This is a genomic window from Nocardia sp. NPDC004604 (assembly GCF_040609795.1).
In the GTDB taxonomy this organism is placed as follows: domain Bacteria; phylum Actinomycetota; class Actinomycetes; order Mycobacteriales; family Mycobacteriaceae; genus Nocardia.
The window spans coordinates 1-26,993 of the sequence record NZ_JBEXLC010000034.1 but is presented as its reverse complement, the minus strand read 5'-3'; the positions used below and the strand labels follow the sequence as shown (position 1 = coordinate 26,993).

The 26,993-nt window shown below is 65.6% G+C and carries 21 protein-coding genes; 5 read left to right on the top strand and 16 right to left on the bottom strand.

The window, feature by feature from the left end; translation table 11 throughout:
* Positions 1-19: 19 nt before the first annotated feature.
* The 5 genes from hypB to ABZW16_RS15050 all read right to left on the bottom strand — a co-directional run bounded on the left by hypB (position 20) and on the right by ABZW16_RS15050 (position 6,751).
* Entirely contained in the window at positions 20-847 is an 828-nt protein-coding gene (gene hypB, locus ABZW16_RS15070) for a hydrogenase nickel incorporation protein HypB (RefSeq protein ID WP_354956090.1), read from the bottom strand.
* Positions 805-1,179 (bottom strand): hydrogenase maturation nickel metallochaperone HypA, encoded by a 375-nt coding sequence (hypA, locus tag ABZW16_RS15065; protein WP_354956088.1) that lies wholly within the window; start codon positions 1,177-1,179, stop codon positions 805-807. The genes hypB and hypA overlap by 43 nt, the downstream gene beginning before the upstream one ends.
* Positions 1,180-1,327: 148 nt before the next feature.
* A complete protein-coding gene (locus ABZW16_RS15060; protein WP_354956086.1) occupies positions 1,328-3,016 on the bottom strand; it encodes an enoyl-CoA hydratase-related protein in 1,689 nt (562 codons plus the stop codon).
* 259 nt (positions 3,017-3,275) lie between these two features.
* A complete protein-coding gene (gene helR, locus ABZW16_RS15055) occupies positions 3,276-5,477 on the bottom strand; it encodes an RNA polymerase recycling motor ATPase HelR (protein WP_354956084.1) in 2,202 nt (733 codons plus the stop codon).
* A gap of 38 nt (positions 5,478-5,515) precedes the next feature.
* Entirely contained in the window at positions 5,516-6,751 is a 1,236-nt protein-coding gene (locus ABZW16_RS15050) for a glycosyltransferase (RefSeq protein ID WP_354956082.1), read from the bottom strand.
* Positions 6,752-7,046: 295 nt separating this feature from the next.
* On the opposite strand from ABZW16_RS15050, the gene ABZW16_RS15045 reads away from it, so the two are divergent.
* Complete coding sequence (locus tag ABZW16_RS15045) at positions 7,047-7,343, top strand: hypothetical protein (protein ID WP_354956080.1); 297 nt, start codon at positions 7,047-7,049, stop codon at positions 7,341-7,343.
* Between the two features lie 60 nt (positions 7,344-7,403).
* On the opposite strand, the gene ABZW16_RS15040 is transcribed toward ABZW16_RS15045, so the two are convergent.
* Together ABZW16_RS15040 and ABZW16_RS15035 are read right to left on the bottom strand one after the other, a co-directional pair.
* Entirely contained in the window at positions 7,404-8,087 is a 684-nt protein-coding gene (locus ABZW16_RS15040; RefSeq protein WP_354956078.1) for a hypothetical protein, read from the bottom strand.
* 166 nt (positions 8,088-8,253) lie between these two features.
* Positions 8,254-8,871: a hypothetical protein gene (locus ABZW16_RS15035; protein WP_354956076.1), complete on the bottom strand. Its 618-nt coding sequence runs from the start codon at positions 8,869-8,871 to the stop codon at positions 8,254-8,256.
* Positions 8,872-12,642: 3,771 nt separating this feature from the next.
* On the opposite strand from ABZW16_RS15035, the gene ABZW16_RS15030 reads away from it, so the two are divergent.
* Positions 12,643-15,087: a hypothetical protein gene (locus tag ABZW16_RS15030; protein ID WP_354956074.1), complete on the top strand. Its 2,445-nt coding sequence runs from the start codon at positions 12,643-12,645 to the stop codon at positions 15,085-15,087.
* A gap of 221 nt (positions 15,088-15,308) precedes the next feature.
* Here the strand turns inward: ABZW16_RS15030 and ABZW16_RS15025 are convergent, their stop codons facing one another.
* From ABZW16_RS15025 to ABZW16_RS15005, 5 genes are all read right to left on the bottom strand, one after another.
* Positions 15,309-16,871: an amino acid permease gene (locus ABZW16_RS15025; RefSeq protein ID WP_354956072.1), complete on the bottom strand. Its 1,563-nt coding sequence runs from the start codon at positions 16,869-16,871 to the stop codon at positions 15,309-15,311.
* Between the two features lie 140 nt (positions 16,872-17,011).
* Entirely contained in the window at positions 17,012-18,244 is a 1,233-nt protein-coding gene (locus ABZW16_RS15020; protein ID WP_354956070.1) for an alpha-hydroxy acid oxidase, read from the bottom strand.
* Entirely contained in the window at positions 18,241-18,711 is a 471-nt protein-coding gene (locus ABZW16_RS15015; RefSeq protein ID WP_354956068.1) for a MerR family transcriptional regulator, read from the bottom strand. Before ABZW16_RS15015 ends, ABZW16_RS15020 begins: the two co-directional genes overlap by 4 nt.
* 3 nt (positions 18,712-18,714) lie before the next feature.
* On the bottom strand, positions 18,715-19,743 hold the full coding sequence (locus ABZW16_RS15010) for a helix-turn-helix domain-containing protein (protein ID WP_354956066.1): 1,029 nt from the start codon (positions 19,741-19,743) through the stop codon (positions 18,715-18,717).
* Positions 19,744-19,796: 53 nt separating this feature from the next.
* Positions 19,797-20,675, bottom strand: a complete 879-nt coding sequence (locus tag ABZW16_RS15005) for an alpha/beta hydrolase (RefSeq protein WP_354956064.1) — start codon at positions 20,673-20,675, stop codon at positions 19,797-19,799.
* 527 nt (positions 20,676-21,202) lie between these two features.
* On the opposite strand from ABZW16_RS15005, the gene ABZW16_RS15000 reads away from it, so the two are divergent.
* Positions 21,203-22,321, top strand: coding sequence for a class I SAM-dependent methyltransferase (locus ABZW16_RS15000; protein ID WP_354956062.1), 1,119 nt, complete (start codon positions 21,203-21,205; stop codon positions 22,319-22,321).
* A 7-nt stretch (positions 22,322-22,328) separates the two neighbouring features.
* Here the strand turns inward: ABZW16_RS15000 and ABZW16_RS14995 are convergent, their stop codons facing one another.
* Together ABZW16_RS14995 and ABZW16_RS14990 are read right to left on the bottom strand one after the other, a co-directional pair.
* Positions 22,329-23,618 carry a hypothetical protein gene (locus ABZW16_RS14995; protein ID WP_354956060.1) on the bottom strand — a complete coding sequence of 430 codons (1,290 nt, stop codon included), beginning with the start codon at positions 23,616-23,618 and terminating at the stop codon, positions 22,329-22,331.
* On the bottom strand, positions 23,618-23,839 hold the full coding sequence (locus tag ABZW16_RS14990) for a hypothetical protein (RefSeq protein ID WP_354956058.1): 222 nt from the start codon (positions 23,837-23,839) through the stop codon (positions 23,618-23,620). The genes ABZW16_RS14995 and ABZW16_RS14990 overlap by 1 nt, the downstream gene beginning before the upstream one ends.
* A gap of 288 nt (positions 23,840-24,127) precedes the next feature.
* Here ABZW16_RS14990 and ABZW16_RS14985 point away from each other — a divergent pair, with 288 nt between their 5' ends.
* Entirely contained in the window at positions 24,128-24,913 is a 786-nt protein-coding gene (locus tag ABZW16_RS14985) for an extracellular solute-binding protein (RefSeq protein ID WP_354956056.1), read from the top strand.
* Entirely contained in the window at positions 24,879-25,733 is an 855-nt protein-coding gene (locus ABZW16_RS14980) for an ATP-binding cassette domain-containing protein (RefSeq protein WP_354956055.1), read from the top strand. The genes ABZW16_RS14985 and ABZW16_RS14980 overlap by 35 nt, the downstream gene beginning before the upstream one ends.
* On the opposite strand, the gene ABZW16_RS14975 is transcribed toward ABZW16_RS14980, so the two are convergent.
* Both ABZW16_RS14975 and ABZW16_RS14970 read right to left on the bottom strand, forming a co-directional pair.
* A complete protein-coding gene (locus ABZW16_RS14975; RefSeq protein WP_354956053.1) occupies positions 25,725-25,982 on the bottom strand; it encodes a hypothetical protein in 258 nt (85 codons plus the stop codon). The two genes, ABZW16_RS14980 and ABZW16_RS14975, sit on opposite strands and share 9 nt — an antisense overlap.
* A 5-nt stretch (positions 25,983-25,987) precedes the next feature.
* Positions 25,988-26,617, bottom strand: a complete 630-nt coding sequence (locus ABZW16_RS14970) for a hypothetical protein (RefSeq protein WP_354956051.1) — start codon at positions 26,615-26,617, stop codon at positions 25,988-25,990.
* Positions 26,618-26,993: the final 376 nt, after the last annotated feature.

Below are 26,993 nucleotides of genomic sequence, written 5' to 3'. Positions count from 1 at the left end.
TGATTCCGATCACGTCAGTCTAGGCTTGACGCACAGTGCCCTCAATAGGGCTCGACACGGTCCGGCGGCGTTCGGAAAGCCATTCGTACCATCGCGAAACACCTTCGCCCGTGGCTGCCGAGAGCGTTATGAACTCTAGCCCCGGATTGACCCGATGCGCATATTCGCGGCATTGATCGAGATCGAAATCGACGAATGGCAGCAGGTCGATCTTGTTGACGATCACCAGGCTCGCGGCGGCGAACATGTGCGGATACTTCAGCGGCTTATCGGAACCCTCGGTCACCGAGATAACCACCACTTTGCCGTGCTCACCGAGGTCGAACAAGGCCGGACAGACCAGATTGCCGACATTCTCGACGAACAACATCGTTCCCGGCTCCGGATCGAGGACATCGAGCGCGTGCCGCACCATCTCCGCGTCCAGATGACAACCGGCGCCGGTGTTGATCTGCACGGCACGGCAACCGGCCGCGGCAATCCGCTCGGCATCCAGCAATGTCTCCTGATCGCCCTCGATCACCGCCATCGGCATCTCGCGCAGCTCCGTGACCGTGCGCACCAGCAGCGTGGTCTTTCCAGCCCCTGGCGAGCTCGTCATATTGAGCGCCAAGATGTCGCGCTCCCGGAGGCGTATTCGATTCTGCTGTGCGAGTTGGTCGTTCTTGGCGAGCACCTTCTGTTCGAGGGTCACCGTGTCGGTGACCGGGAGATGTACATGATCACCGCCGTGTTCAACGTCGTGCTCGTGCACGTGTTCGTCTCCGTGCGGGTGTTGATGCGGATGCTCATGCGGGATGGTGATCACGCCGGCCGAATGTTCGTCGCATCCGCAGGTTGCGCACATGCGTCACTCACCTCCATGGATCGTATTCGTAGTTCCATTCCGGACTTGATCTCGACATCGGAACTGCCGCATGCGCACAACAAGATCAGATCCGGCAGCGTGAAATCGGCACCGCAGGCCCGGCAATGCGCACTGCCCGGAACGGTGCGGATATCGAGACGCGCCCCCTCGGCGAGGGTCCCCTCGGCTGCCAGTTCGAAACAAAACTGCATGGCGTCGGGCACGACGGCGCACAATGCACCGACCTCGACGGTGACACTGTGCACCATTCGGCCCGCCGCATGCTCACTCACCACATCGATGACACTCTGGGTTATCGCCATCTCATGCATCGCGGCTCATCTCTCGTCGAGAAGAACTATTCCGAGGCTACTCCGAAGCAAATCGATATTGCGGTGGAAATCGACGAAACTGCAGTAGACCAGGGCGATATTGTCGAACCTTGGGCAACCCGGCAGCATCCAATGCCGGTCCCGGGCGTCAGACCTCACGCGGCACCCGGACCGGAGCGGGTTGCGGGATTTTGCGGAGGAAGGCATGACGCCGTGCCGCGAATCCGTAGCGGTCGCCGAAGAGATCGGCCGACATCTGCGCCAGTTCCTCGGTCAAGATCGCCTCGATTCGGCCGGGCGGCAGATCGATATTCAGCCTGGCCCATTTGGCCTGCATGGCGGCAGCCCACACGGCAGGACGGCAGTACTCCCGGGCGAGGTCGTCGAGCCAGCAATCGAATTCGCGGTCCGGACCGACGCGATCGATGAGATTCGAACGGTGCGCCTCGACGGTATCGAGGCTCGGACAATCGGTGAGCAGCTCACGGGCACGATCAGGCCCGACCCGATGGGGCAGGGTAAAGGTATGCAGCTCGGAACCGGTGAGCCCGAGCGTCGCGTAGTGCGGATTCAGCAAGACGCGCTGCCGGGCCACGACGATATCGGCGGCCAGGGCGAGCATCACCCCACCGGCACCTGCCGAGCCGGTGAGTGCGGCAATGGTGACCTGCGAGGTGCACTCCAGCAACGCACGGCATACGGCATTGATCGCGGTGATATTCGCCCAGCCCTCGCGGGCCGGTTCGACCGCATGTTCGATGGCTCCCAGGTGGATCCCGTTGCACCAGTGCGGGTTGTCGGTCCCGCGCAGTATGAGCACGTCGGTGCCTTCCCGTCCCGCGTGCCGGATCGCGTCGGCGAGGCGCAGGCAGAAAACGGTGTCGAATGCGCCGTTGTAGGCATCGATGGTGATGGTCGCAATCGGGCTTGCACCTTCGCGGTGGTAGTGGATGTCACCGACGGTGGCCGCGGTGTTTCGCGGAACGGTCAGGATCGGGTAGCCCATCCGGTGCAGCACATTGGTCGCGGGGCCTTTGCAGCCGTCCGAAGCGGTTTTCGCGCGGAGGTGGCCGATCCAGAGTGTGTCCGTGCCGCAAGCTATTTCGATGCGGTGGTGCGCACGACCGACGATAGCTCCTGGCTCGCCGATGTGGCCGAGGCGTTTCCCGGGATGGGCGTCGTACACGTGAACGGGATGGGTGTGCAGCGTGGTGAGCACGCCCGGGGAGCCGTCCGCGGCGTTGATCCGCCGCGCGATCGTGTGGGCATCATCGGCCCAGTCGATGGCCCGGTCGGATTGCCGCATCGCCGGTCTGGGGCGTGCGTCGCGAATTTCTCGCGGCGCGTCCGCTTGATCGACCGGCACATATCGGGGATCGGATGCCTTATCGGCGGCTTCGAGAATGCATTCCACCGCAGCATCGGCGACGACAGTGTTGTACAGGGCGCTCTTGGTACGGCCGCCGGGCAGCGGGAACGTGCGAAATGCCCAGACCGGGCCCGCGTCCATCTCGGCAACGGCGGTGAGCGCCGAAACACCCCACCTCGGTTCGGCATTCGTTATCGCCCAATCCAGCGAGTGCGGACCACGGTCGCCGACCGGACCGGGATGGATGGTCAGCGTTGTCCAGCGACTGGTGATGCGCTCGGGGACAGCAGATTTCAGATATGGGCAGATGATGAGATCGAAATCCGCGCGAGCGACCGCGGCATCCATCTCACCGGCACCGGCGACAACTTCGGTCCGCACCACCCGTCCCGCCCTGCGCAGCGCGGCGGCCGCGCGCCGGGTAAGCCCGTTCTCGGCGCTGCTGAGCAGCAAAACCCGCTGAGACATTGCGTGAGCCCTCCTGCACAGCCTCTGGTACACGACGATCCATAGTGGTGACGAGACGGCTTGCAAAACCCATGCGGATCGGGACTGTACTCGCTACCGATCACTCCCCCGCTCCGACACGCACACCCGATACCGCCCGCAACGGAACGAACACGGCTCCCGCACTCGTCAACACGAACACCGGAGAGAAAGGGCCGCCGAGCGCCATGCTGGCGGTCCTCTTTCTCTCCAGTTCAGCGGGGCAGTCGTGCGCGAGTCGCTACGTCGACCGCTGGGTTACGGCCCGACCGGGTGTTCGGTATTCGGCGAGTCCGGTCAAGGCCTGCGGTAGCGGACCCTGATGGAGGACGCCGAGGCGTTGGGTGGCGCGGGTGAGGGCGACGTAGAGCTCGGCCGCGCCGCGCGGGCCGTCGGCGAGGATTCGTTCCGGTTCGACGACGAGGACGGCATCGAACTCGAGGCCCTTGGTCTCCGATGCCGTTACCGTGCCGGGCACACCGGGTGGTCCGATCACGACGCTGGTGCCTTCGCGGCCGGCTTCGTCCCGTACAAATTCCGCTATGGCAGTGGACAGTTCGTTCTCGGCGACCTGCCTGGACCAGGGCTGGACGCCGCAGGCGCGCACCGATTCCGGTGGCTGGACCGCGGGTGCGAACTCGGCGAGTAGCGCGGCGGCGACGGTCATGATCTCCGCCGGAGTGCGGTAGTTCACCGACAGCGACCGGTAGACCCAGCGTCCGGGCACGTACGGCTCGAGCATGGTGTCCCACGAAGTCGCGCCAGCCACCGACCGGCGCTGGGCGAGATCGCCGACCACTGTGAAGGATCGGTTCGGGCAGCGCCGCATCAGCACCCGCCAGTCCATTTCGGACAGTTCCTGGGCCTCGTCGACCACCACGTGCCGGTAGGTCCAATCCCGGTCTGTAGCAGCGCGTTCGACGAGTTCACGGGTGTCGCGTTCGAGGAATCGATCGGCCAGATCCTCGGCGTAGAGCAGGTCCTGGGCGAACAGATGGTCCTCATCGTCCATGTGGTCCGCGCGGCTGATCATGAGGTCCAGCACCCCGGCTGCGTACTCGGCCTGGGTCTGCTGTTCCCGCTCGGCGGTCCGGTCGGCCGGTTTGTCGGGGCCGAGCAGGTCGAACAGTTCGTCGAGCAGCGGCACGTCCGATACCGTCCAGGCGGCGCCATCGGCACGCAACAGCGCCCCGTCGGCGCCCGCCGCTCGCAGCCGCTCGGGCGACGAAAACAGCTGTGCCAATAGGGTTTCCGGCGTCAGTATCGGCCAGAGTGCGTCGAGCGCGGCGGTGAACATCTCGTTGTCGGCGAGCTCTGCGAGCAGGTCCGCCCGCAGCTGTTCCCATGCCTCGCGGTCCGAGCGGGTCAGCCAGCCCTTGCCGATCCGGGCTATCGCCCGTTCGGTGAGCACGTAGGTGATGATCTCGCGGAACACCGTGCGGGCCGCATTGTGCGCCAGCCCGCTGGCACGCGCCTCCTCCCTGGCCCACTGCGCGGTCTCGGCGTCGATACGCATCGTGACATCCGCCATTTCGATCGGCAGCGGATGTTCCGGCAGGCGCTGCCGATCGGCGATCGCCGCCGCGAGCACATCCAGGATCTTCAGCGAGCCCTTGAGCCGCGCAGCCTCCGCGGTGTCCTCGGCGGTGACACGCAGACCGGGCACGAGGTCGCCGGTGGTCATGAACACGACATTGGACTCGCCCAGCGACGGCAGCACGCGGCCGATGTGGTTCAGGAACGCCGGATTGGGCCCGACCACGAGCACACCGTGGCGTTCCATCCGCTCGCGCTGGGTGTAGAGCAGGTATGCGACGCGGTGCAGCGCAACCACGGTCTTCCCGGTGCCCGGACCACCCTCGATGACCAGCACCCCCGGGTGATCGAGCCGGATGATCCGGTCCTGTTCGGCCTGGATCGTCGCCACGATGTCGCGCATCCCCGCACCGCGCGGTGCGTTGACCGCCGCGAGCAGGGCCGCGTCCCCGCGCTCGGCACCACCGGGGCGGCCGAGCAGCTCGTCGGTGAAATCGACCAGGCGCCGCCCGCGGGTGTGGAACTGGCGGCGTCGACGCATGCTCTCCGGGCTCGCGGCGGTGGCAACGTAGAACGGCCGCGACGCTGGCGCCCGCCAATCGAGCAGCAGCGGTTCGTACTCGTTCTCCTCGTCGTAAAGCCCGATCCGGCCGATGTAGGAGTGTTCGCCCGACACGCTGTCCAACCGGCCGAAACACAACCCGTTGTCGGCCACGTCCAGCCGCTTCACCTCCTTGGCCAGCGCGCGCACCTCGGCATCGCGTTCGACGAGCGCCCCGCCGTTTCCGCGCAACGCCGCGCTGTACCGGCCCTTCGCCCGCGCGCGCTCGGCATCGAGCCGCGTGTAGAGCTCGGCCACATAGCTGCGCTCGGACCGCAATTCGTCTTCGTATCCCTGAGTTGACACGTACCCTCCCTTTCCTTGGCTCGACAATGCCGTGTGGTTCATGCGGACACGGGCGGCCTTTCTCGGGCGGCCGCGTCGACCAGCAGCTGCGCGGCCACCGTCGCGCCGTCGGTGCGGATCGTGCTGGCCACGGTGGCCGCTCGTGCACGGGTCTCGGTGGTGAGGGCCGTCGCGAGCGCGACCGACAGGGACTCGGTGGTCGGCGTCGGACCGTCGTGTGCCACACCGATGCCGAGGTCGGCCACCCGACGCGCCCAGTACGGCTGGTCCACCAGCTGAGGCACCACCACCTGGGGCGCGCCCGCGCGGGTGGCCGTTGTCGTGGTGCCCGCACCGCCGTGGTGCACGACGGCGGCCACCCGGCCGAACAGCGCCTGCTGGTTGACCTCGCCGACGACGAAGCAGTCGTCCTGATCGTCGATCAGGGCCAGGTCGGCCCAGCCGCGGGAGATGAGTACCCGGCGGCCCTGCGCGCGGACCGCCTCGATGACCACCCGGGCGATGTCATTCGCGGCTTGCATGGGCATGCTGCCGAAGCCCACGTAGACCGGTGGTGTGCCCGCATCCAGGAAGGCCACCAATTCGGCCGGGAGCGGGCGCTCATCCGGCACGATCCAGGCACCGGTCTGCACCACCTCCAGGTCCGAGGTCTCCTGCCACGGGCCGAGGGCCGGGTCCGTCGCCAGCCACGGATGGTCGGTGCAGACGTGATCGCGGACATTGTCCACCGGTGGCAGGCCGATCGAGGCCCGGTGGGCGTTGACCACCGGGCCGAACAGCTCGTTCATGTGCTGGGCGTTCAGGTCCCACAGCACCCGGTTGTCGGTGACATCCGGCGGCAATGGCCGACCCGGCCATTGGTGCGGTGGGTGGTGCGGCGAGGGCAGCATGGTCGCGAAGAAGCTCACATACACGAAGTGGATGTCCAGTTTCTCCGCCACGGCCCGCGCGGCGGCCACGGCCGGGAACAGCCCGGTCGCCACCACCACAGCACATCCGTCGGCCGCCGCGGCGAGCGCGTCGAACTGCGCGGCGACCAACTCGGCCGCCCGCTGCGGCAGGTCCGCGGGTTCCCATTTCTTCGGCCCGCTCGCTACCTCGCGCATCGACGGGCCGCTCGGCACCATGGGCACACCGACCTCGGCCAACCGCTCCGCGAAGTCCGGCGGCGCGCACACCCGCACCTGCGCGCCGAGTGCCCGCAACCGCATCGCGAGTGCCACCATCGGTTCGACATCCCCGCGCGACCCATACGTCGACAACAACACACGCATTCGGTACTCCCATTTCCGCCGGTTCTGGACTCGGCCAGCGATTCTGCAGCATGACCCGGGTCTTGCCGCAAGCCCCGGGGTGCGCTATATGTTGGTAACGGAAGGGAGTCGGTAAGCTCCTTCCGCTTGATCGTCCGCAGCGCACGGGCAATCTCCCCGCAAAACCACATGGGCGTTGGGCGCAGACCTGCCACTCGCCGGGGTAGCGGCGAGATAGCGCGGCCGGGACACGCCGAGATCTCGAACACGCCGATGCGCAGGAGGCGAAACCCAACACAGGCCATACGATTTCGCTATGACCACTGGGGTTGGGAAAGTGCTGGTTACCAGGAAGATTCAGCGACGCGGCCGATCGGTGCTGGTTACTGTCGGTGCGCCACAGCCATTTTCATCGACCGATTCCAGCTACGTATGCCGACTACGTATCGAGGGGTTGCAGCCCGGACCGATGATGATCAGAGCTACCGGCAACCAGCCGGTGCAGGCGTTGCTGTCCGGATTGGGAGAAGTCAGCTCGAGGCTGTCGGTCACCCTCCCCGATTTCCTATCCGATGCCCACATCGGTGGTGACCTCACACCACTTCGCGCCTAGTACGAGGAGCCCTCGGGGCCCCGGCGCGGAGCCGGGGCCTCTCGCACGACCGACCGGTCGCTATCGCGGTGGATGGCGCACCTTCGGGCATGTTTTGCCCGCGAGGTGACACTTCTCCTCGAAGCCCTCGGGCAGCCAGGCGCCGGACAGCAATGTCGGGTGGTGCGGGAAGTGTCCATGTGCCGCAATGGTGAATACGAGTGCGGCCCACGGGCATTGCACCTGCACCGTTGCCGGGGTGCCGTCATCGAGGACATATTTGAAGCCGACGCGGTCGGGTCCGAGCAGATCCACCTGATCCAAGCCCGACCAGTACATCGACCAGGACTGCTGCGGGTTGATGAAATACATCCGCTGATCGGAAACGACCACTGTGGCGGGCGGATCCGCGACCCACCGCGGTTGCATGTCCTGCTCGGCTCGACGTCGTCGCGCATGATTGAACGCGGCATTGCCGAGATGTGCCGCGGCCACGAAGCCCAGTGACCCGGTGGCGGCGATCCGGTTGCGGTCCCAGCTGCCGTCGCCGACGGCGCGCCATTCCCACCACACCGCGGGTCCCTCGGCCAGCGGCAGCTCACCTCGTTCCAACCTGATTCGGGTCGGCCGCGGCGGCAACTCCGGCAACCGTCCGGTTCTCAGCAGCTGCACTACCCCGCACGTGTACAGCAGGTGGTCGTCGAACCACGACCAGCCCACCTGCTGGGCGAGAAACCGATTGATGTCCTCATCGGGGTCGTACATGCGGTTGGCTCCCAGAACTGTGCACCTGTCACAGGGATTCGGGGTCCGGCAGGATCTCGGCGACCGCATCGACCGCTCGATCGCGTTCGGCCGAGGGCTCACCGATTTCCACCCGAATCCGCCGCACCAGGATCTCACGCGGCGGTGGGGCAGGGCATCGACGCGGTTATGCCGAAAGATCGGTGGTCTCGGCTCCCGCCATCTTCACCAGCATGTCGTGCAATGCCTTCGCCAACTTCCCCGCACGATCGCCGTAGAGTGCGACCTCGGTGAACGCATCGACCAATGCGGGTCCCGGATCCAATGGGCTGTAAGCGAGATCGGCACCGCCACGCAGGGATTCGGTGACCAACCTGCGCTGCGCTTCCTGACGCGCACGAAAGTCACCCGCGACTTCGAGGGCACAACCGAATTCACGAACAACCGCCGCGTACACCGGCCGGTCGGCAGTGCGCCTTCTGCGCAGCCACCTTCGCGGCGGCGCATTGCCGGTCGGCGGAACCAGCGTCGCCAAAGTGGGTCCATGCAGAACCATCCAGATCGCCCGGGACTTCGACCGCGGCGTCTCCGACGAGCCCCCGCGCACCGCACCCACACCATCGTCCGGATCGGTGATCGCAATGCCCCGCAATGCAATCGGATACTTTCCGAGCATGTCATCGATGGCCGCCGCGATCTCCCGCACCGCGTAGATATCGACCCGCGCCGCATGGAATCCAGTGATCTCCAACTCATGCCGCGCCGCCATCTCCACCGCAATCTGGTGCGCCGGAGGCTCGGTCACGGCATGATTCCGGGGACGCACCGCCACCTCGGCCGCCGACTCCTGCCTCCACCCCGCCGCAGACTCCCGACCGTCGGCCTGCGGATGCGGTACCCCCGCAGCCGACTCGAGGGACTGCGACCGATGCCCCTCCAGCCGCGCGCTATCGGGATCCGGACCTGCTGGTCCGGCAATGTCGCCCCCTGCCCCGATCACACTGGGTTCCGCAGCGGGGCCGCGGGATTGCAACCGCAAAGCATCGAACCGCGCACTGTCAGAGTCCGGACCGTCCCCGGCGAGTCCCGGTCCATCAGCCGCTGGACGAACCAACCCTGGCCCGCTGACATCACCCAGCGGACGGTCTGCGGCCGGTCCGGTAGCGCCGCCACTCGCGCTGATCAACCCGGCGTCCGCAGCATGGGGCAGGGACTGCGCCCACGACGCCTCGAACCGTGCGCTGTTGGGATCCGGACCGACCACGTCGAGACCCGACCCATCAACACGCGGAGGAACTTCCCCTGGTCCCGCCAGCGGACGAACCTCCCCCGGTCCCCCGACATCGGCCAGCGGACGACCCGCTACTGGTCCAACAGCGTCGCCACCTGCGCGGGTTACACTAACTTCCGCTGCAGGTTCGAAGAACCGCGGCTGCAGCGCCTCTCGCGATGCGCGGTCCGTGTCCGGATCGATCGTCTCCGGTCCCGACACTTCAACCTGCGGACGAACCACTTCTGGTCCCCCGATATCGCCCATCGAACGAACCACGCCCGGTCCAGCGACGGGGCCACCCGCGATCGCAGTGGGTTCGGCAGCGGCGGTGACATCACCCAGCGGAAGAGCCTCGGCTGGCCCACTAGCGGCACCACCTGCGCCGATCGCGGTGGATTCCGCGGCGGGAGCGAGGAACTCCGATCGTGGCGCCTCCTGCTCTCCACCATCAGTGGCCCGCTCGACCGCCGCTGGAGTCGGTACATCAACCAGCGGGCGAGCCACGTCTGGTTCCGCTGCATCGCCTACCGGACGAACCACTGCCGGTCCGGCGGCATTGCCACCCGGACTGGGTTCTGGTGTGGGGGTGAGAGATTGCGCGCCTTGCCGCGTGCTATCAGCGTCCGGATAGACCGCGTTTGGTCCCGGTCCATCGACCTGCGGACGAACCGACTCTGGTTCTGCAACATCACCCGGCGGACGAACCGCAGCCGGTCCAGTAGCGTCGCCACCCGTGTCGATCGCAGTGGGTTCCGGAACGGAGGGCAGAGACTGCGAGCGCTGGGCCGTTAGCCGTGCGCTATCGGGGTCTGGACCTAACGGCTCGGAGCCCGCCTGCCGACGGGCTCCCCTTGGCCCCGCGACATCGAGCAGCGGACGAATCGCCTCTGGTCCAGTAGCGTCGCCACCCATGCCACCCACAGTGGGTTCCATAGCGGGGGCCGGGCATTGGGACTGGGCCGCCTCTCGCCGTGCACTCTCGGGGTCCCGGCGGACAGCGGCGGATCCTCGTGCATCGACCTGTGAATGAACCGAACCTGGCCCCGTCACATCGCCCAGCGGACGCATCGCTGCGGATACCGTGACATCGCCCGTCGGATGACCCGCTCCTGATTCCGTGACATCGTTGAGCGGGCGAGCCGCTGCTGGTTCAGTGACGTCGACACCCGTGCGGACGACGTTGGGATCCGCAGCGGGAGTGCGGGACTGCGGTCGGAAGGCTTCTCGCGGTTCGCTGTCGGGGGTCGGCGGGATCGCCTCGGGTTCCGGTACATCAGCCTGTGGACGAGCCGATCCCGGTCCGGTGACATTGTCCGGCGGGCGAGTTGCTGCCGGTCCCGGGGTATCGCCGAGCGGCACAGCTGATTCGGGAGCTTCGCTACCTGCGCCGACCGTAGTGGGCTCGGCAGCGGGGGTGCGGGACTCTGGCCGCAGCACCCGTCGGGGGTCCGGACCGAACGACTCGGGGACCGGCAAGTCGACCTGCGGGGGAACCGACCGTGGTCCCGCGATATCGTCCAGCGGACGAGCCGCTGCCGGGTGCGAGACCGGCGGATGAGCCACTGCCGATTCCGCCACGTCACCTGCCGGGCGAACCACTGCCGGACCCACGACATCGCCCAACGGGCGGGTTGCCGCGGGTCCCGCCGTGTCACTACGCGCGGGGACCGCCGTGGGCTCGGCAGCGGGGTTCGGGGACTGTGATCGCAGCGGCTGGTGCGGTGCGGTGTCGGGGTTCGGACCGAACGACTTCGGGCCCGATACGTCGATCTGTGGATGTACCAACCCTGGTTCCGCAACATCGTCCATCGGACGACTCGCCAAGGGGCCCTGAATATCGGCGAGCGGAGAAACTGCTGCTCGTCCAGAGTTCTGCGGAGGAGCCGCTGCTGATCCCGCGCTGGGCGGAAGAACCGCTGCCGATCCCGCGCTCGGCGGAAGAACCGCTGCTGGTCCAGAGTTCTGCGGAGGAGCCGCTGCTGATCCCGCGCTCGGTGGAGGACCCGCTGCCGATCCCGCGCTCGGCGGAAGAACCGCTGCCGATCCCGCGCTCGACGGAAGAACCGCTGCCGATCCCACACCCGACGGAAGAACCGCTGCCGATCCCGAGTTCGGCGGGCGAGTTGCTGCGGATCCCGCCGCATCGACCAGCGGGCGAGCCGCTGCTGATCCGCTGGCATCTTCCACCGAAGCCGCCGCTGGGCTGCTGGCTTCGCCGCCCATGCGGGTCACGGTGGGGCGCGGTGGTGGCGGTGCGGGCAGGCGGATTGCTGACGAGCGTGCTGCCACGAGTGGGTTCGCTTCGGCCGCAACGGGTGTGGGCACTCGGGTGGATGCGGCGGAAGGTTGTGGGCGTAGGCGCACGGTGCGTTGTGTCCATGGTGTCTCTGCATTTCGACGAGACCATGGGGTTGGCTGCGGCTTGCGGGCGGAGACAGAGGGCTGAGGTTGCGCGACTTGCGCGACTTGCGCGACTTGCGCGACTTGCGCGACTTGCGCGACTTGCGCGACTTGCGCGACTTGCGCGGAGACGCGGATATCGGATGCGGCCGTGACCGGATCGGCGGGAACAGGCGTCGTGGCGGTGGCGGAATCGGCTTCTGCGGCTGCGATGGCGGTTTTCAGGTCGGTGACGGCGCGGGTGGCTTGGGTGATGAGGTGTTCCAGGCTTGCGACCATCGCGCGGAGTTCGCTGAGGTCGATCCGCGATCGCTGGCTCACCGCGCTCTCCTGCTCGTCCTAGCGCGGTCAGGTGCTGGCGGGTGTGCTGACCTGTAACCACGTTTCGATGCCACCGAACCGAAGACGGACAGTGGCCCACCTAATTTTCGCTCAGGTCGCAAAACTCCCGAGACTGGGAAGTCCGCGTAGTTGCGGCCGAGCTCCCGACTCACGGACGCGCGGTTTCACACAGAACGGCGCGAGGGTCGCCATGGGCGATCACATGGGCGTCATGCAGGACTGGGCAGCGGTGCACGTTCGGCAGGGGTCCGCCCGTTGGCCGGTGTCGGTGGCGGCGGGCGTGACTCACCCGCCACATCCCGAGGTCGGGTCACGTGTCAGATCGTTGCGAACGCAAAGTGAACTCCCGAAGTCACGGTTGAGACGAATTATCAACGCGTTCTTGCTGTTTCGCGGTGTGTTGTTCACAGATCGGACGGTGGTCGTTCACACCGCGACGTTAACGTCGAAAGTCGTTGCCGGGGACTGTTGAGCAGCCCTGAGGATCTACCAGCTCCGATACTCGTCTCACCGTAGTGCCGTCTGTGTGCGGCACTACGGCATACGAATCAGGTTGTGGCGGTGAATAACTGGAAAGCAGAACCCTGCGATCAGGTCCTGTGGCAAATGCCCGCGATGCTGCGGCGATTTCGGGACCGGCTACTCGCATCACGTCCCCGGCGCTGGGCGACCCGGATCCTGCTGGGTCTGTTCCTGCTGTTCGTCTGCCCCATCCTGCTGGGTGCGGTGGCCAGCGCTGAAACGGGTACCAGGACCACCGGATCGTCGGTGGGCAGTGCGCTCGGCTGGACACACGTCAAGGATTCGTCGGGGGTCGAACTTTCGAGCTATATGTTCGCCACCGACCACGGCAGCGTGCTGCACCCGGGAAATGCCGCCGTCTCACTCGTGCTCGGCCTGGAGTTCGCGGGCTGGAAAATCCTTGTGACAACGGCGATCTGGCTCATCGGGTACGCATTGAGTTTCCAGTGGCTGAATATCGTTTCGAAACCGTTGGAGGGCGTGGCGCACAGCCTGACCGGGCAGATCGCGACACCGATCATGTTGGTGACCGCCGCGACGATCGGCGCGTTCTTCGTGGCCTGGTTTGTCACCCGTGGCTTCTACGCCAAGGCGACCATGCAGGTGGTGACGATGGTGGGAGTCGCGATTTTGGGTCCGATATTCCTGGCCGAGCCGTTGGCGGATGTGTTGTCCTCGGATGGCTTGCTCGCGGAGGGGCGCGATCTCGGCATCTCGGTCGCGGCGGGGCTCAACGGCAATGGCACCGCCGACCCGTCTCATTCGGTGGCGACCATGCAGGCCACCCTCACCGATAACTTCGCGCGGCGCCCGCTCCAGGTGTGGAACTACGGGCATGTGGTCGACGAGCAGCCAGCGTGCAAGTCGGCATGGTCGGCGGGTATGTCGGCAGGTAACGAAGACCGCGTGAAGAACGGCATCAGCAGTTGCGGGGACCGCGTGGCAAAGGAGTCGGTCGACAATCCGAACTTCGAGCAGATCGCGACCGGACTGTTATTGCTGCTGGCCGGAACGGTATTACTCGCCTTCGGCGCCGTGCTCGCGATCAAGGTCGTCCGGGCGGCGCTCGACACTATCTACCACGGCTTGATGTCGATCTTCGGCTTCGCCGCGGGCGGCTTTGTATATGGGCCGACGCAGACTTTCCTGGTGCGCAATATGGTCGACGGCGTGATCGCGGCCGCGCGGATGACGGCGTTCACCATATTTCTGGGCGTGTACGTCTTGATCCTGGGAGATCTGTTCCGGCTGGCCGGGGACCAGGTCATGGTGGTGTTCGTTATCGGAGCAATCGTGATGATCATCGCGATCCTCCAGCTCAAGAAGCTCAGCAAAAGCCTGGACAAGGGCAACGAATGGGTCGCGAACAGGTTCGCCCTTGCCATCCAGGGCAGCGGCGGTGGGCGAGCGTCGGGCAGCGGTGGCGGGACCGCACTGGGTATGGGCACCATGGGTGCAGGGCACTCCATGTCAAAAATGCCGATGCTGGCGGCACTCGGCGCGGTCAGTACCATTAGCAATTCACCGGCGACCGAATGGCTCTGGGGCAGAACCCGATCACCGTTGCGGCCCTTCTCCAGAATGGAGCGACAGTCGCAGTTGGCTCAGTGGGGATTCTGGAGCTCGCGGGGGGTCGGCGGCCCCAGGGGCTACTACGCCCAGTCATATTTGCACCGGCCGTTGTTCGAGATGGCCGCACGGGAGGCCGCTGAGGCGAATGGCGGCATCAACACCGTCCGCGGCGCGGCCGCAGCGATGCAAGCTGTCGCGGATGTCGGCGGAAAGTCAACTGATGCGTGGGTCGCGATGGACGTTGTCGGATTCCGCGACGAGCGAATAAGGTACAACGCCATTCGGTCGTGGGAGATCGTCGATGGCAACACCAAGGACTGGACGCTCGCCAACACCCATCTCGGCCACGTGGTCGCCGGGGTCCAGCGCGTCCAGGACTCGTCGCTTCGCCTCATCGCGGGCAATAGTGCCCCTGGAGAGGTCGCGGCAGATCTCGCTAACTTGCAAGCGGCCGCATTCCGGTACCGGCGTTCGGTCCCCGCTGGCGTCACTCTCGACGGCGGCGTCGCGAACGGGCCGGAGGAGCAATTCGTCAGTGCCTACCTGGCCGCGCCTACGTCGGAAGCGATCCTCGATCTCCAACGAGTCGCCAGTGGCGTTGCGCCCACGGGCCCGTTGCTCGGCACTGTTTTCGAGAATGACCACCTCGCCGCCCGGCGCATGATGGGAGCGATCGGAAGTAGGCAAGCGGACCTTGTCCTGAACAGCGTCAATGACGTACTGGCTAATCCAACGGACCAGCAGTTGCTCCGCGTGGCCCGTGGCCACATCTCCGACGCGACCATCACCGACCAAGCATTGAGCGGAGCCAAGCGAACATCGACCAACACACCGACGCCACCGGCACAGAACAGCCCACAGCGGCCCGGCTGGGCCAGGGCGCTGGATCCCGTCGGCCAGGCACTGAATTAGTACCGGAGGCAAGGCTATTCGGCGGATGCGGGTCGGTTGTTCGGCGTCGTGGGCGAGTTCGGGGAATCCGGCACGGAGCTGGTCCCGGCAGCGGCGAACCTCGCGGAGCTCGCGGAGGGTACGCGGCGCCTCGGCCGTCGATCGCACGACGCGGCGCCCGGTCCCGAGGGGTTGAATGGTCGCGGCCAGCGCGACGGCGCTATGGCTGAGCAGATCGTTGATCAGTTCGACGAACTTCCCGCGTCCGGGTACCGGGTCGTCGGCTGCTCGACGATCACGATCGGTTCGGTGGGCAGGCCCGGGTGCGGACGTTCGGCCATCACCGGGAACTGGGCGGTGTGAAATTGGCGAATCTTTGCGATTCGCAATACTTTTCGGCGGGCCAGGAACCAACCGCAGACCAGGGCCGGAGCCAGTCCGACCAGCATGGCGATCACCGCGGCGCGTTGAACCATATCGCCGCTGCAGGCCATCAGGACGACCACGGTTGCCAGGAACAGCAGCGTCGCCACCGTCGTATAGGGCGTGCCGGGCAGCCGAGAGTGCGGACGCCAGGCCAGTCCGAGTCGCCACTGCTGCCACAGGCGCAGATGACAGAGCAGCACCGTGGTCCACGACGCAATGGTGCCCAGCGCCGATACGTTCAAGACGATCTCGAATGCCTTCTCCGGCACCACCGCATCGAGACCGACACCGACCAATGCGATGGCACCGGTGGCCAGGATGCCGACATATGGCACACCCGACGGTGACATTCGCGCGGCCGCGGCGGGTGCGCTGCCGTTCATCGACATCGAGCGCAGAATCCGGCCGGTCGAGTACAGCCCGGCGTTGAGACTGGAGAAGGCCGCGGTGATCACGATCAGGTTCATGATCGAACCGGCCGCTGGCACACCGATTCTCGCGAAGAACGTGACGAACGGACTCTCACCGGCACGGAATACTGTGTAGGGCAATAGCAGTCCGAGCAGTATCAGCGAGCCGACGTAGAACACCGCGATGCGCGAGATGACGGAGTTGATCGACCGCGGCATGATCGCCTCCGGATGCTCCGCCTCACCGGCCGCGATACCGACCAGTTCGACTGCGGCATAGGCGAATACGACGCCGGTCAGGACGGTGACCAGCGGTAGTAGACCGGTCGGGAACAGTCCACCGTGGTGCGCGATCACACCGACACCGGTCGGCGCGCCTCGAATCGTGAAGCGACCAGCGAGGAAAATCGTGCCGACGATCAGAAAGCCGACCAGCGCAACGACTTTGATCAATGCGACCCAGAACTCTAGTTCACCGAACCAGCGCACCGAGATCAGGTTGGTACAGACGACCACGACCAGGGCGATGAGCGCGATCACCCACTGCGGGACGACTGCGAACGCGCCCCAGTAGCGGACATAGGCGGCGATGGCGGTGATATCGACGATCCCGGTCATGCACCAGTGGAAGAAGTAGGTCCACCCGACGGCGAATGCCAGCTTCTCCCCGTAGAACTCGCGGGCGTAGGAGACGAACGATCCGGAGGAGGGCCGATGCAGCACCAGTTCGCCGAGCGCTCGCAAGATGAAGAATACGAATACCCCGCATACCGCGTACACCAGGAACAATCCTGGACCGGCACCGGCCAGGCGCCCGCCTGCCCCGAGAAATAGACCGGTGCCGATAACCCCACCGATCGCGATCATCTGCACTTGGCGCGCGCGCAACGCTCTGCGATAACCGACATCTTCGGCATGCAGCGCATCGGCGAACGTCGAGAGTTCTACTGGTCCTCGACCTGCGATCATGACCCAGCCTTCCAGTGCGGGATATCATGTCGCGAAGCAATGTACCGTTAGTTAACGGTACATTCAACAAGGTTTCACATTTGGTTTCGATGGGTACTCTAGACCGCCGCCCTGCGAAACCGATTGCAATCCAAAGAAGCTCAGCCGATCGGTCGATAGCGTCCGAGTAGCTGCACGTGCCGCGGTTCGAGTTCGTCGATGCTCCGCACGCCGAGCAGTTTCATCGTACGGACGATCTGCGCGCGCAGGATGTCGATGGTGCGATCCACACCGGGTTCGCCGCCCGCCATCAGGCCGTAGAGGTAGGCGCGGCCGATGAGTGTGAACCGCGCGCCGATAGCCAGCGCGGCGACTATGTCGGCGCCGTGCATGATGCCGGTGTCCAGGTGGATTTCGATATCCGCTCCGACTTCGCGCACGACCGAGGGCAGTAGATGCAGTGGCACCGGTGCTCGATCCAGTTGGCGTCCACCGTGATTCGACAGCACGATGCCATCGGTGCCGAGCGCGGCCAGACGTCGCGCATCCTCGACGGTTTGCACGCCCTTCACCAGCATCCGACCGGGCCAATGCTCGCGGATCAAGGCCAGATCATCGAATCCGACGGTGGGGTCGAACATGGCATCGAGCAGTTCGGCCACCGTACCGGACCAGCGGTCGAGGGAGGCGAAGGCCAGCGGTTCGGTGGTCAGGAAGTCCCACCACCACGCGGGCTTGCCCACGGCGTCGATGGCGCCACCGAAGGTGATCGAGGGCGGTACGGTCATACCATTGCGGGCATCGCGTAGCCGGGCGCCGGAGACGGGGACGTCGACGGTGACCACAAGGGTGTCGAATCCGGCCGCCGCGGCGCGGTCCACGAGGGCGAGGGATCGGTCACGATCGGTCATCATGTAGAGCTGAAACCAATTGCGCGCATTGGGCCCGGTGGCCGCCGCGACATCCTCGATGGCGGTGGTGCCCATGGTCGAGAGCGTGAACGGTATGCCCGCTCGTTCGGCAGCGCGTGCTCCGGCCAACTCCCCAGCGGTATGCATCATCCTGGTGAATCCGGTGGGCGCGATGCCGAACGGCAGTTGGACGGACTTGCCGAGCACGGTCGCGGTGGTGTCGGTCGCCGCCACATCGCGCAGGATCGCGGGGCGGAACTCGATATCGGAGAACGCCTCTCGGGCCCGGTTCAGACTGATTTCGGCATCGGCCGCACCGTCGGTGTAGTCGAAGGCGACCTTGGGGGTGCGCTTACGGGCCATCGCGCGCAGATCCCAAATCGTCTGGGCGCGTTCGAGTTTGCGCGCCATGCCGTCGAACGGTCGTTCGAACTTGACCAACGGCGCGAGTTCGCGCGGGCGCGGCAGCCTGCGCGCGGTCATCGTGGACCGGACCGGAGGCTGTGCGGCGCCCACAGTTCGTCGGCGTCACCGGCGTCGAGTCGGCCGCGGTAGACGTCGATCTTGTGGTCGATGAGTTCCAGATTGCCCTGCAGCTCAGCGATTTTGGCGGCCACATCGGCGCGGTGGGCCACCATGAGGGCAAGCCGTTCCTGTTCGTTGCCGTGCCCGGCGGAGACCAGTTGGGCATAGCGCCGGATGGTTTTGATAGGCATGCCGGTGGCCCGCAGCCTGGTGCACACGGTAATCCAGGTCAGGTCCACCGGCCGATAGCGCCTGCGCCCGCCATTGGTGCGTTCGACGGAGGTGATGACCAGGCCTGCGCGTTCGTAGTAGCGCAGGGTGTGGGCGCTGACCCCGGTGCGGCGAGCGGCTTCGGCGATGGTCACGCCCGCCTCGGGTGCGGAACGCATGGACTCGGATACCGGCTGCGGTTCGACTTCGAGCACACTCTAAATCGTAGCTTCGATACGAGCCTGCTCGGCGCTACCACCGTGAGTGGCCGAACGGGCGATCGAGAAATGCTGTCGGTAGCGATCCGGCGTGGTGGCCAACTGCCGGGAGAAGACCCGGTGCAGTGTTTCACCGTGTTTGTAGCCGACCGCCTTGGCGATGGCGGATACGGTCATATCGGTGGTCTCCAGGAGGCCGCGGGCCGCCTCCACACGCAGGTTCTCCACGAAAGCGGCTGGGGTGCTTCCAGTTTCGGTGCGGAAAGCACGGGCGAAGGCGCGCTCGCTCAGCCCCGCCCGTGCTGCCAGTGCGGCCACGCTCAGGTCCTCGTCCAAATGGTCGGGCAGCCACTGTTGTACGGCTCGGATCGCCGGCGTACGCGCCGGTTGTGCACGCAGCTGGGCGCTGAATTGCGCTTGGCCGCCCGGCCTCCGGGCGAAGACGACGAACCACCGGGCGATCAGCTGCGCCACCTCGGTGCCGTGATCCGCCTCGACCAGGGCCAGCGCGAGATCGATACTGGCGGTGACCCCCGCCGAGGTCCACCGGTTTCCGTCGTTGACATAGATCCGGTCCGGCTCGACGGTCACCCGAGGATAACGCTCGGCCATCATGGCGCACGCACCCCAATGCGTTGTCGCGTGATAGCCATCGAGCAGCCCGCCCGCAGCCAGCAGCAGCGAACCGGCACATACCGCTGCGACCCGTCGCGACCGCCGGGCAATGGCCGGAAGGTCGCGCACCACCTCGGCCGATACCGCCGGCGCGAAGGCGCCATTGCCCCCGATGACGATCATCGTGTCGATCTCGTCGTCACCCGCGGCGATCTCCGCCAGGGAATGTCCGACATTCATCGTCACACCGCCCTCCACCGCGATGGCGCCGGCCCGCGGCGCCGCCGTCACCAACCGGTAGACCGGCGATCCGGAGACAGCGTTCGCGGCACCGAAAATGTCCATGGGACCGGCCAATTCGATCAGCTGGATCCCGTCGTAGACCACGAGGACAACGGTTCGGGACGTCGACACGTCCCTATCATCACCGCATGCACCCATGGCTGTCACGGCAATGTGCCAGCCGATCACACCGCGTGCCGGACGGGCTCGAGCAGACCGGCGGCATGCTGGCGCAGGAACGGAATGATCAGTTCAGCGACTCGGTCGCCGAACTGGGCGTGCGGATAGTGCCCGCCGCCGTCGACGACGGCGACCTTCCCGATGCCCATGGGCATCGCCGCGACAATCGCCATCCCTTCGGCCTTCGGATCCGGGTAGTCCGGATCCGCGGCGCCCATGATGACCAGCGCAGGACGGTGGACGCCGGACAGCGCGGCCTCGGCATCGGCCGGAGTGGTCCTGCCGGTCTTCATGAATTCGGCCCACCGGCCGGGTTTCCGCAGGGTCCGCATCAGGCCGTCGAGGTAGTCGGTGTAATCGTCCGGCTTGGTCGGATAGGCGAAGTCGAGGTATCTGCGCCACAGTCTCGGCGACCCGAGCAGCAGCGTGCCCATCAATCGCATCAGCCCACGCCGATACCGCGGCACGGTGAACAGGGCACCCATGTCCAGGTGCTGGGCCTTGGTGAACGGGTTGATCTCGATAATGGCCGCGACCAGTTCCGGCGCCTCGGCCGCCGCGATGGTCGCCGCGCCGCCGGACAGCGAGTGCCCGACGATCGCCGCGGGACCGCCGAAGTACCGGATCACACTGAGCAGGTCACCGGCGACATCGGTCCGGCTGATGGCCGCCTTCCTGGTGACCGAGGGCCAGCCGAGGCTGGATTCGCCGTGCCCGCGCAGGTCCGCGTTCACCACCCGGTATCCCGCGGCGACCAGTGGCGGTACGAGATGGCGATAGTCGTGCCGCGAGGTGCCGATGCCGTGTGAGAGCACCACCAGCGGCCCGTCACCGACGACATCACAGGCCAGGCGCCCTTCCGCGAAAGTCACGAACTCGGTCATTTGCTTACCTTCCAAGCGATTTCGATCGGTCGCGGCGTGCGCGACATGGGTCGAATTGAACGCCGGAAATCAGCGGCTGTCGGTAGGCTCGGCGGGATCGGTCATAGACACAGCGGATTTCGTCAGTCACTGACCCGATCGGCCCCGACCGAGGCGGCCTGCGGGTCGGACCACCTGCACCGATGTCGGCCCGGTAGCCCGATCCGCGGCGCGTCACGCAATGCAATCGTTCGGCAACATCACAAACGCGTCCGGCCGCTCCAGGCCACGGCTCAGCGCCCGACATCGATTGCCAGCGCCGCGCGGGGCCTACCTTGCAGCTGGGCAACCCCCCGAATAGACTGTGATGTGCGTCACAATCAATTGGCGCAGGGTCTCCGACAGCACCGTGGGTGGGTGGATGTGCAGCGAGAGTGGGGGCACGGATCGCAGGACCGAGGAGAACGATCATGTCCGGACTGGTGCACCAACCCTGCGTCACGCTCGACCGGCGGGGCGTCGCCGACTACGCCGAACCGTGAAATACCATGTCGGACAAGGCACGAACGCTGGCGGCGGCCAATGGCCGGACCCCGGAGGCGGATCCGGAATTCGCCACGCGCGCCGAGGCCTTCGGCACCCGGATGCTGGACATTGTCAATGACGGATTCTTGGCCCTGATGATCAGCATCGGCCACCAGACTCGCCTGTTCGACACGATGAGCACGATGCCGCCCGCGACGAGCACGCAGATCGCCGAGGCCGCGAAGCTGAACGAGCGATATGTGCGCGAATGGCTCGCCGCACTCACCGTTGGACGGATTGTCGACTACCACCCCGCCGATCGCACATACGTGCTGCCTCCGGCGCACGCCACCTCGCTGACCAGGGCGGCCGGCCCGGACAATATCGCCTCCTTCACGCAGTTCGTGCCGCTGACCGCGAGCGTCGAGCCCGAGATCATCGACTGTTTCCGCCACGGCGGCGGCGTCGGGTACGCCGAGTACGGCCGATTTCAGCAGCTCGCGGCGGAGCAGAGCGCCGCGGTTCATGACGTCGCGCTGATCGACGTCACCATCGCGCTGGCGCCGGGACTGCCCGAGCGGCTACGCCAGGGCATCGCGGTCGCCGATATCGGCTGCGGCAGTGGGCATGCCATCAACCTGTTGGGCAGGGAATTTCCCAACAGCCACTTCGTGGGCTACGACTTCTCGGAGGAAGGGATCGCGGCGGGCCGCGCGCAGGCGCGGGCGATGGGCCTGGCCAATACCGGTTTCGAACTGCGCGATGTCACATATCTGGCCGAATCCAACAGATTCGACCTGATCACCGCCTTCGATACGATCCATGACCAGGCCCATCCGAAACAGGTGCTGCGCGGCATCGCCGAGGCATTGAAGGACGACGGCATCTTCCTGATGGTGGACGTCCAGGCCTCCAGCAACCTGGAGGAGAACCTGGACCACCCGATGGGGCCCGGCCTGTACGCCATCTCCACGATGCACTGCATGACGGTGTCGCTGGCACTCGACGGCGATGGCCTCGGCACCATGTGGGGCGAACAGCTCGCGACCCGCATGCTCCGCGAAGCGGGCTTCGCGTCCATCGATATCGAGCACGTCGAAGCCGACATCCTCAACAGCTACTACGTGGCAAGGAAGAGCTGAGCGCCGATCAGTCCCAGGTTTGCGCGGTATCGTACCGGCGGCGCATCTGACGTCGCCGGTAGAACACCTCGTCGACCGATAACGTCGTCGCGGTGGCGATCGGTGCCAGATGGATGTTCAGTCCGAGGTCGCTGATGCGGTGTTCCAGATCGATGCGGCGTTCCGGGGGCAAGGCGGACCACATCGCTTCGAAGCGGGCGCGCACGTTGACGTCGGTGGTCGCGATCAGGCGCAGCAGCAAGTGCCAGAAGTGGGCGTCGGTGGCAATACCGGGCAGTGCGGCGACCATCGCGTCGCTCAACTGCGCGAGCAGGGCCACCACTCGGTGCTGGATCCCGGCGTTGGCATTTTCGATCAGGTTGAACAGTCCACGCCACAGCTCGGATTCGATCCGGCCCTCGAGGCCGCCGATGAGTCCGGCCAGCGCCGCATCGTTCGCCAGGATCGGATTCACGGCCAGGTTACCCAGCCCCCACGGGCTGAGGTGTCCGATGAACGTCAGCAACTCCGGCACCGCACCAGCCCGTAGATAGGTCGCGATGAGATTGCCGATCAATTCGACGGATCCGATGCTGAACAGCACATCGCCGATCGCCGCGATCAGATCCGGGTCGCAGCGCGCGAACGCCGACAGCGCGGCCAGTTGCAGACCCGTCGACCCGGTGAGCACGGTATGCAACATCCGCGGCGCCCGCTGCCGCGGCCCGGCCAGCAGCTGACGCAGGATGGCGCTCACGCCATTGACGGAATAGGCATAGGCGGCGGAGAAGATCAGGCCCTCGTCATCGAGCACGCCCTGTTCGATGGCCAGGACCAATTCCGGTGTCGCGAAGGCATCGAGGAATGGTCCGGCGGTGATGTAGTCCTTGCGCGCGAGCATTTCGTTGAGGATGTGCACGATCGGTTCCGCAGGCGCCACATCGGCGAGTTGGCCGACAGTACGCGGATCCATATACGGCGCACAGTCGGCCACATACCCTGGCGCGAGCATGGCAACCGTCTCGGCCGCCTTCTTCGGGTGGTCCACACCGACCGCACCCGCGGCCCGGCCCGTCATCATCGGTGGCACCAGGCGCTGCACCAGCGGCATCGAGATGCGCAGCGGAATGACCGGCACCAATTTGCTGATCCGCTCGAAGGTCTCGTTGTGCTGATCGAAGATCAGGCCGGCCAGCCGTTCCTGGAGTTGGTGCAGATTCTCGCCGCCCAACCGCTCCAGATGCGCCAATCGCTCCACCGGGGTGTGCAAAGTTCGTGACAGCAGCACGATCTGGGCACCGGTTACCAGATCACCCATCAGCCGAGCCGACTCCCGAACATGATCTTCTTCGTCACCGCGCGAAACGGCCGGGGCAGGGCACCGACCATCTCATCGATGGCCTCGATCAGTGCGGCCGTCTCCAACTGCTTGGCCGCGCGGAACATCTCCAGCAGCTCGGCGGCCTCTTGTTCGGTGAGGAACCCGGCTGCCGCCAACGGTCCGCGTAGTTCGTGTTCGAGGTCGGACCTGGCGGTCATACGGCTACTCGTTTCTTCATATATCCCAGCGTTACTCACTCGTAAGGGCTTCGAGCATAGGTGTGCCGACCGCCCGGCGTGGCCGTGCGTAAAGAATTCGTTATCCAAAGAAGTTCATAACTTTTTGAGAGGTGCGAATTCCTTTTTATTTGCGCCGCAACGTAACTCGGGTTTTTATTCTCAGTGACGGGAAGTTGCGCAATCGGCCGTCGTGGATATCTGTTTGTATCGGGGCATGATGGATTCGTGTCGGCTCACCCGGGTTCATTTCCGCGCCGGGAGCCACCTGTGCCGACATCGGGCCTGACACGCCGGTCGTTCCTCGGCGCGACCGGTCTCGGTGCGGTCGCGCTCACCGCAGCATGCACCGGCTTCGCCACCACCGGCAGCGGCGGCATGCTGTTCCTCTCCACTCAATTCCGGCCCGCCGACGAGGCCGAACGTTTCCGCAGCCTGCTCGGCAGGACCGCGCCCGGCGTCAGCTATGTGACCATCGAGGAAAGCCCGTTCGCCAGCCAGGTGCGCAGTCAGGTCGGCGCGGGTTCGACGCAGGTCGGTCTGCTCGGCGGTCTGCACGGCGATATCGCGCCGCTGGCCGACGGCTATCTCCAGGACCTCACCGGCTTGCTCGCCGACCTCGGCAACCGCGGCTGGCCCGCCGCCTACCTGCAACTCGCGAAGGCCGGTACCGACCGGACCTGGTATATCCCGTGGGCCACCGCCAGTTACGTCCTCGCTGCGCATGCCGACGCGCTCGAACACCTGCCCTCCGGTGCGGATGCCACGGCGCTGACCTACGACCAGTTCCTCGACTGGGCCATCGCGGCTCGCCGCGCCAATGGCAACCGGCCGATGCTCGGCCTGCCCGCCGGTCCGAAGGGTCTGCTGCACCGGTTCACCCAGGGCTATCTGCTGCCCTCGTTCACCGGCGGCCAGATCACCACCTTCCGTTCGGAGGCAGCCGTCACGGCGTGGCGATACTTCCGCGAACTATGGGCCAACTGCGCCCAAGCGAGTACGAACTACGACTTCATGCACGATGGTGTTCCAGTCCTATGCCGTATTCCCGAATAAGAAGGTCGCCGACAATATCGGCTTCGGCCTGCGTGTGCACGGCGTGCCAACCGATGAGATCCGTCGCAAGGTCGCGTGGGCGGCGGATCTGCTGCAGCTGACGCCCTACCTCGACCGGTATCCGGCGAAGTTGTCCGGCGGCCAGCGCCAGCGCGTCGCGGTGGCACGGGCGATCGTGATGGACGCCGATGTGCTGCTCATGGATGAGCCGCTGTCCAATCTCGATGCGCTGCTGCGGCTTTCGTTCCGCGCCGAGCTGAAGAAACTGGTCGGCCAACTGGGTACCACCACGATCTACGTCACCCATGACCAAGTGGAGGCGCTATCTCTGGGCGACCGTGTCGCGGTGATGCGCGACGGCGTGATCGTCCAATGTGGCCCGCCGACAGCGGTATACGACGGCCCCGCAACCGAATTCGTCGGCGGCTTCCTCGGCAGCCCGCCGATGAACTTCCTCACCGGGACCGTCGAGGTGGACGATGCCGGACCCCGCATCGACCTGGGTGGGCAGTCGCTGCCCGTACCCGCGGCGCTCGAATCGTTGCGCGGCCACAAGCTCAACCTCGGCATCCGGCCCGAGGCGATTGTCGTCGGTGCGGAGCACCCCGACGACAATGCCCTCGTCGGGGAACTCCAGGTGCTGGAACCGCTCGGCTCGTCGACCCTGTTGACCACCGATGTCAGCGGTCAGGCGGTGCAGGTTCAGGCGCGGCCGGGTTTCCGAGCCGACCGGGGCAGTGCACTGAAGCTGCATCTGCCACCGCTGGCCTGCCGCTGGTACGACCCGGAAACCGGACTATTGCTGGAACAATCAGCTTAGATATCCGGTACTGACCTCACCGTATCCGATCAATTCAATGGACGGATATTTACCGATTTGATCCGATGGTGCCACTTCGGCCGACGGTCCGCCTCGACCTTCGATATCGAGCGTTTGTTCGGCCTGCTGAAGAATGAGACAATTCGGCGAACACAATCGATGAACGGCGAGTGCACGCTGCGCCTGCCCGGGCGTGAGTTCGCCCGGGTATGAAAAGCAATCGCCCAGGTTGGAGATGATCGATCGCATTTCGGCTAGCCAACTCGCACCGGCACGACGGCATCTTCGGCGAATCGGCCGCGGCCGACGGTGAGCGTCACCAAGCCGATATTGCCGATGGTGGTGATCAATGGACCGGCGACGGTGGCGAATTGATATCCGCTCGCCAGCAAGACTCCGAACACTCCGAGCGCCCCGGCGAAGGCATTCGCCGCGAACATTTGCCAGGTTTCTTCCTGGGGTTTCGACCAGGCGTGCCGCAACGTGGGGACGGTGGCGATGAGATTGGCGCAGATGGCCAGCATCGCACCGAACGTCTTATCCGAAATCTCCACGGTTACCAGCACACATGCAATGGATGAGAGCAGACACGCCCAATCTATGTTGTCCCCCGGTCGCAGACTCACCCCACGCCACAGACCGAGGGCGATCACCGCGGCATTCATAGTTGCCGACGCGGCGTTGATACCGGCGGCGAGATAGGCACCCGCAAGATATGCGACCGCCGCGAATACGGTATTTGCCGTACACCACGCCACCCACGACGCCATGCGTGGTCGCGTACCACCGTCCAGAATTCCGGCCAGATATGCGATGACCCCATACAATGAGATACCGACGCTGACACAGGCCGCCGTCGAGCTCAGACTCCAAAACCCACTCACGTACACCATTCCTCAGATATTTTTCGCGCGCGGATATGCGCAAGACAGCCAGAAGTGGCGATTCGACCCGCATCCGAACACACCGAAGGAGACAGCATCCGGTGCGACGGTGGAATCCGGATCCTGCCCTTGGTAAACGCTTCGGGATGTTTTGTTCGTGCGCTATCGAAAAATATCCTCACACGCCGATTCCGGCGTCACAAATCCAGAACGCACGCCGTAACGAACCTTAACGAAGGCTTCACCGCAATAGCCATCGCGGGTAACTGATGCTTAACAGAGCCGGGGAACCCGAAATGTAATCCACGTCATGCGCGTCGACCTCGAAGGCGCCATGAACACACGAAGACCCCAGCCGGAGCTGGGGTCTCCCGTG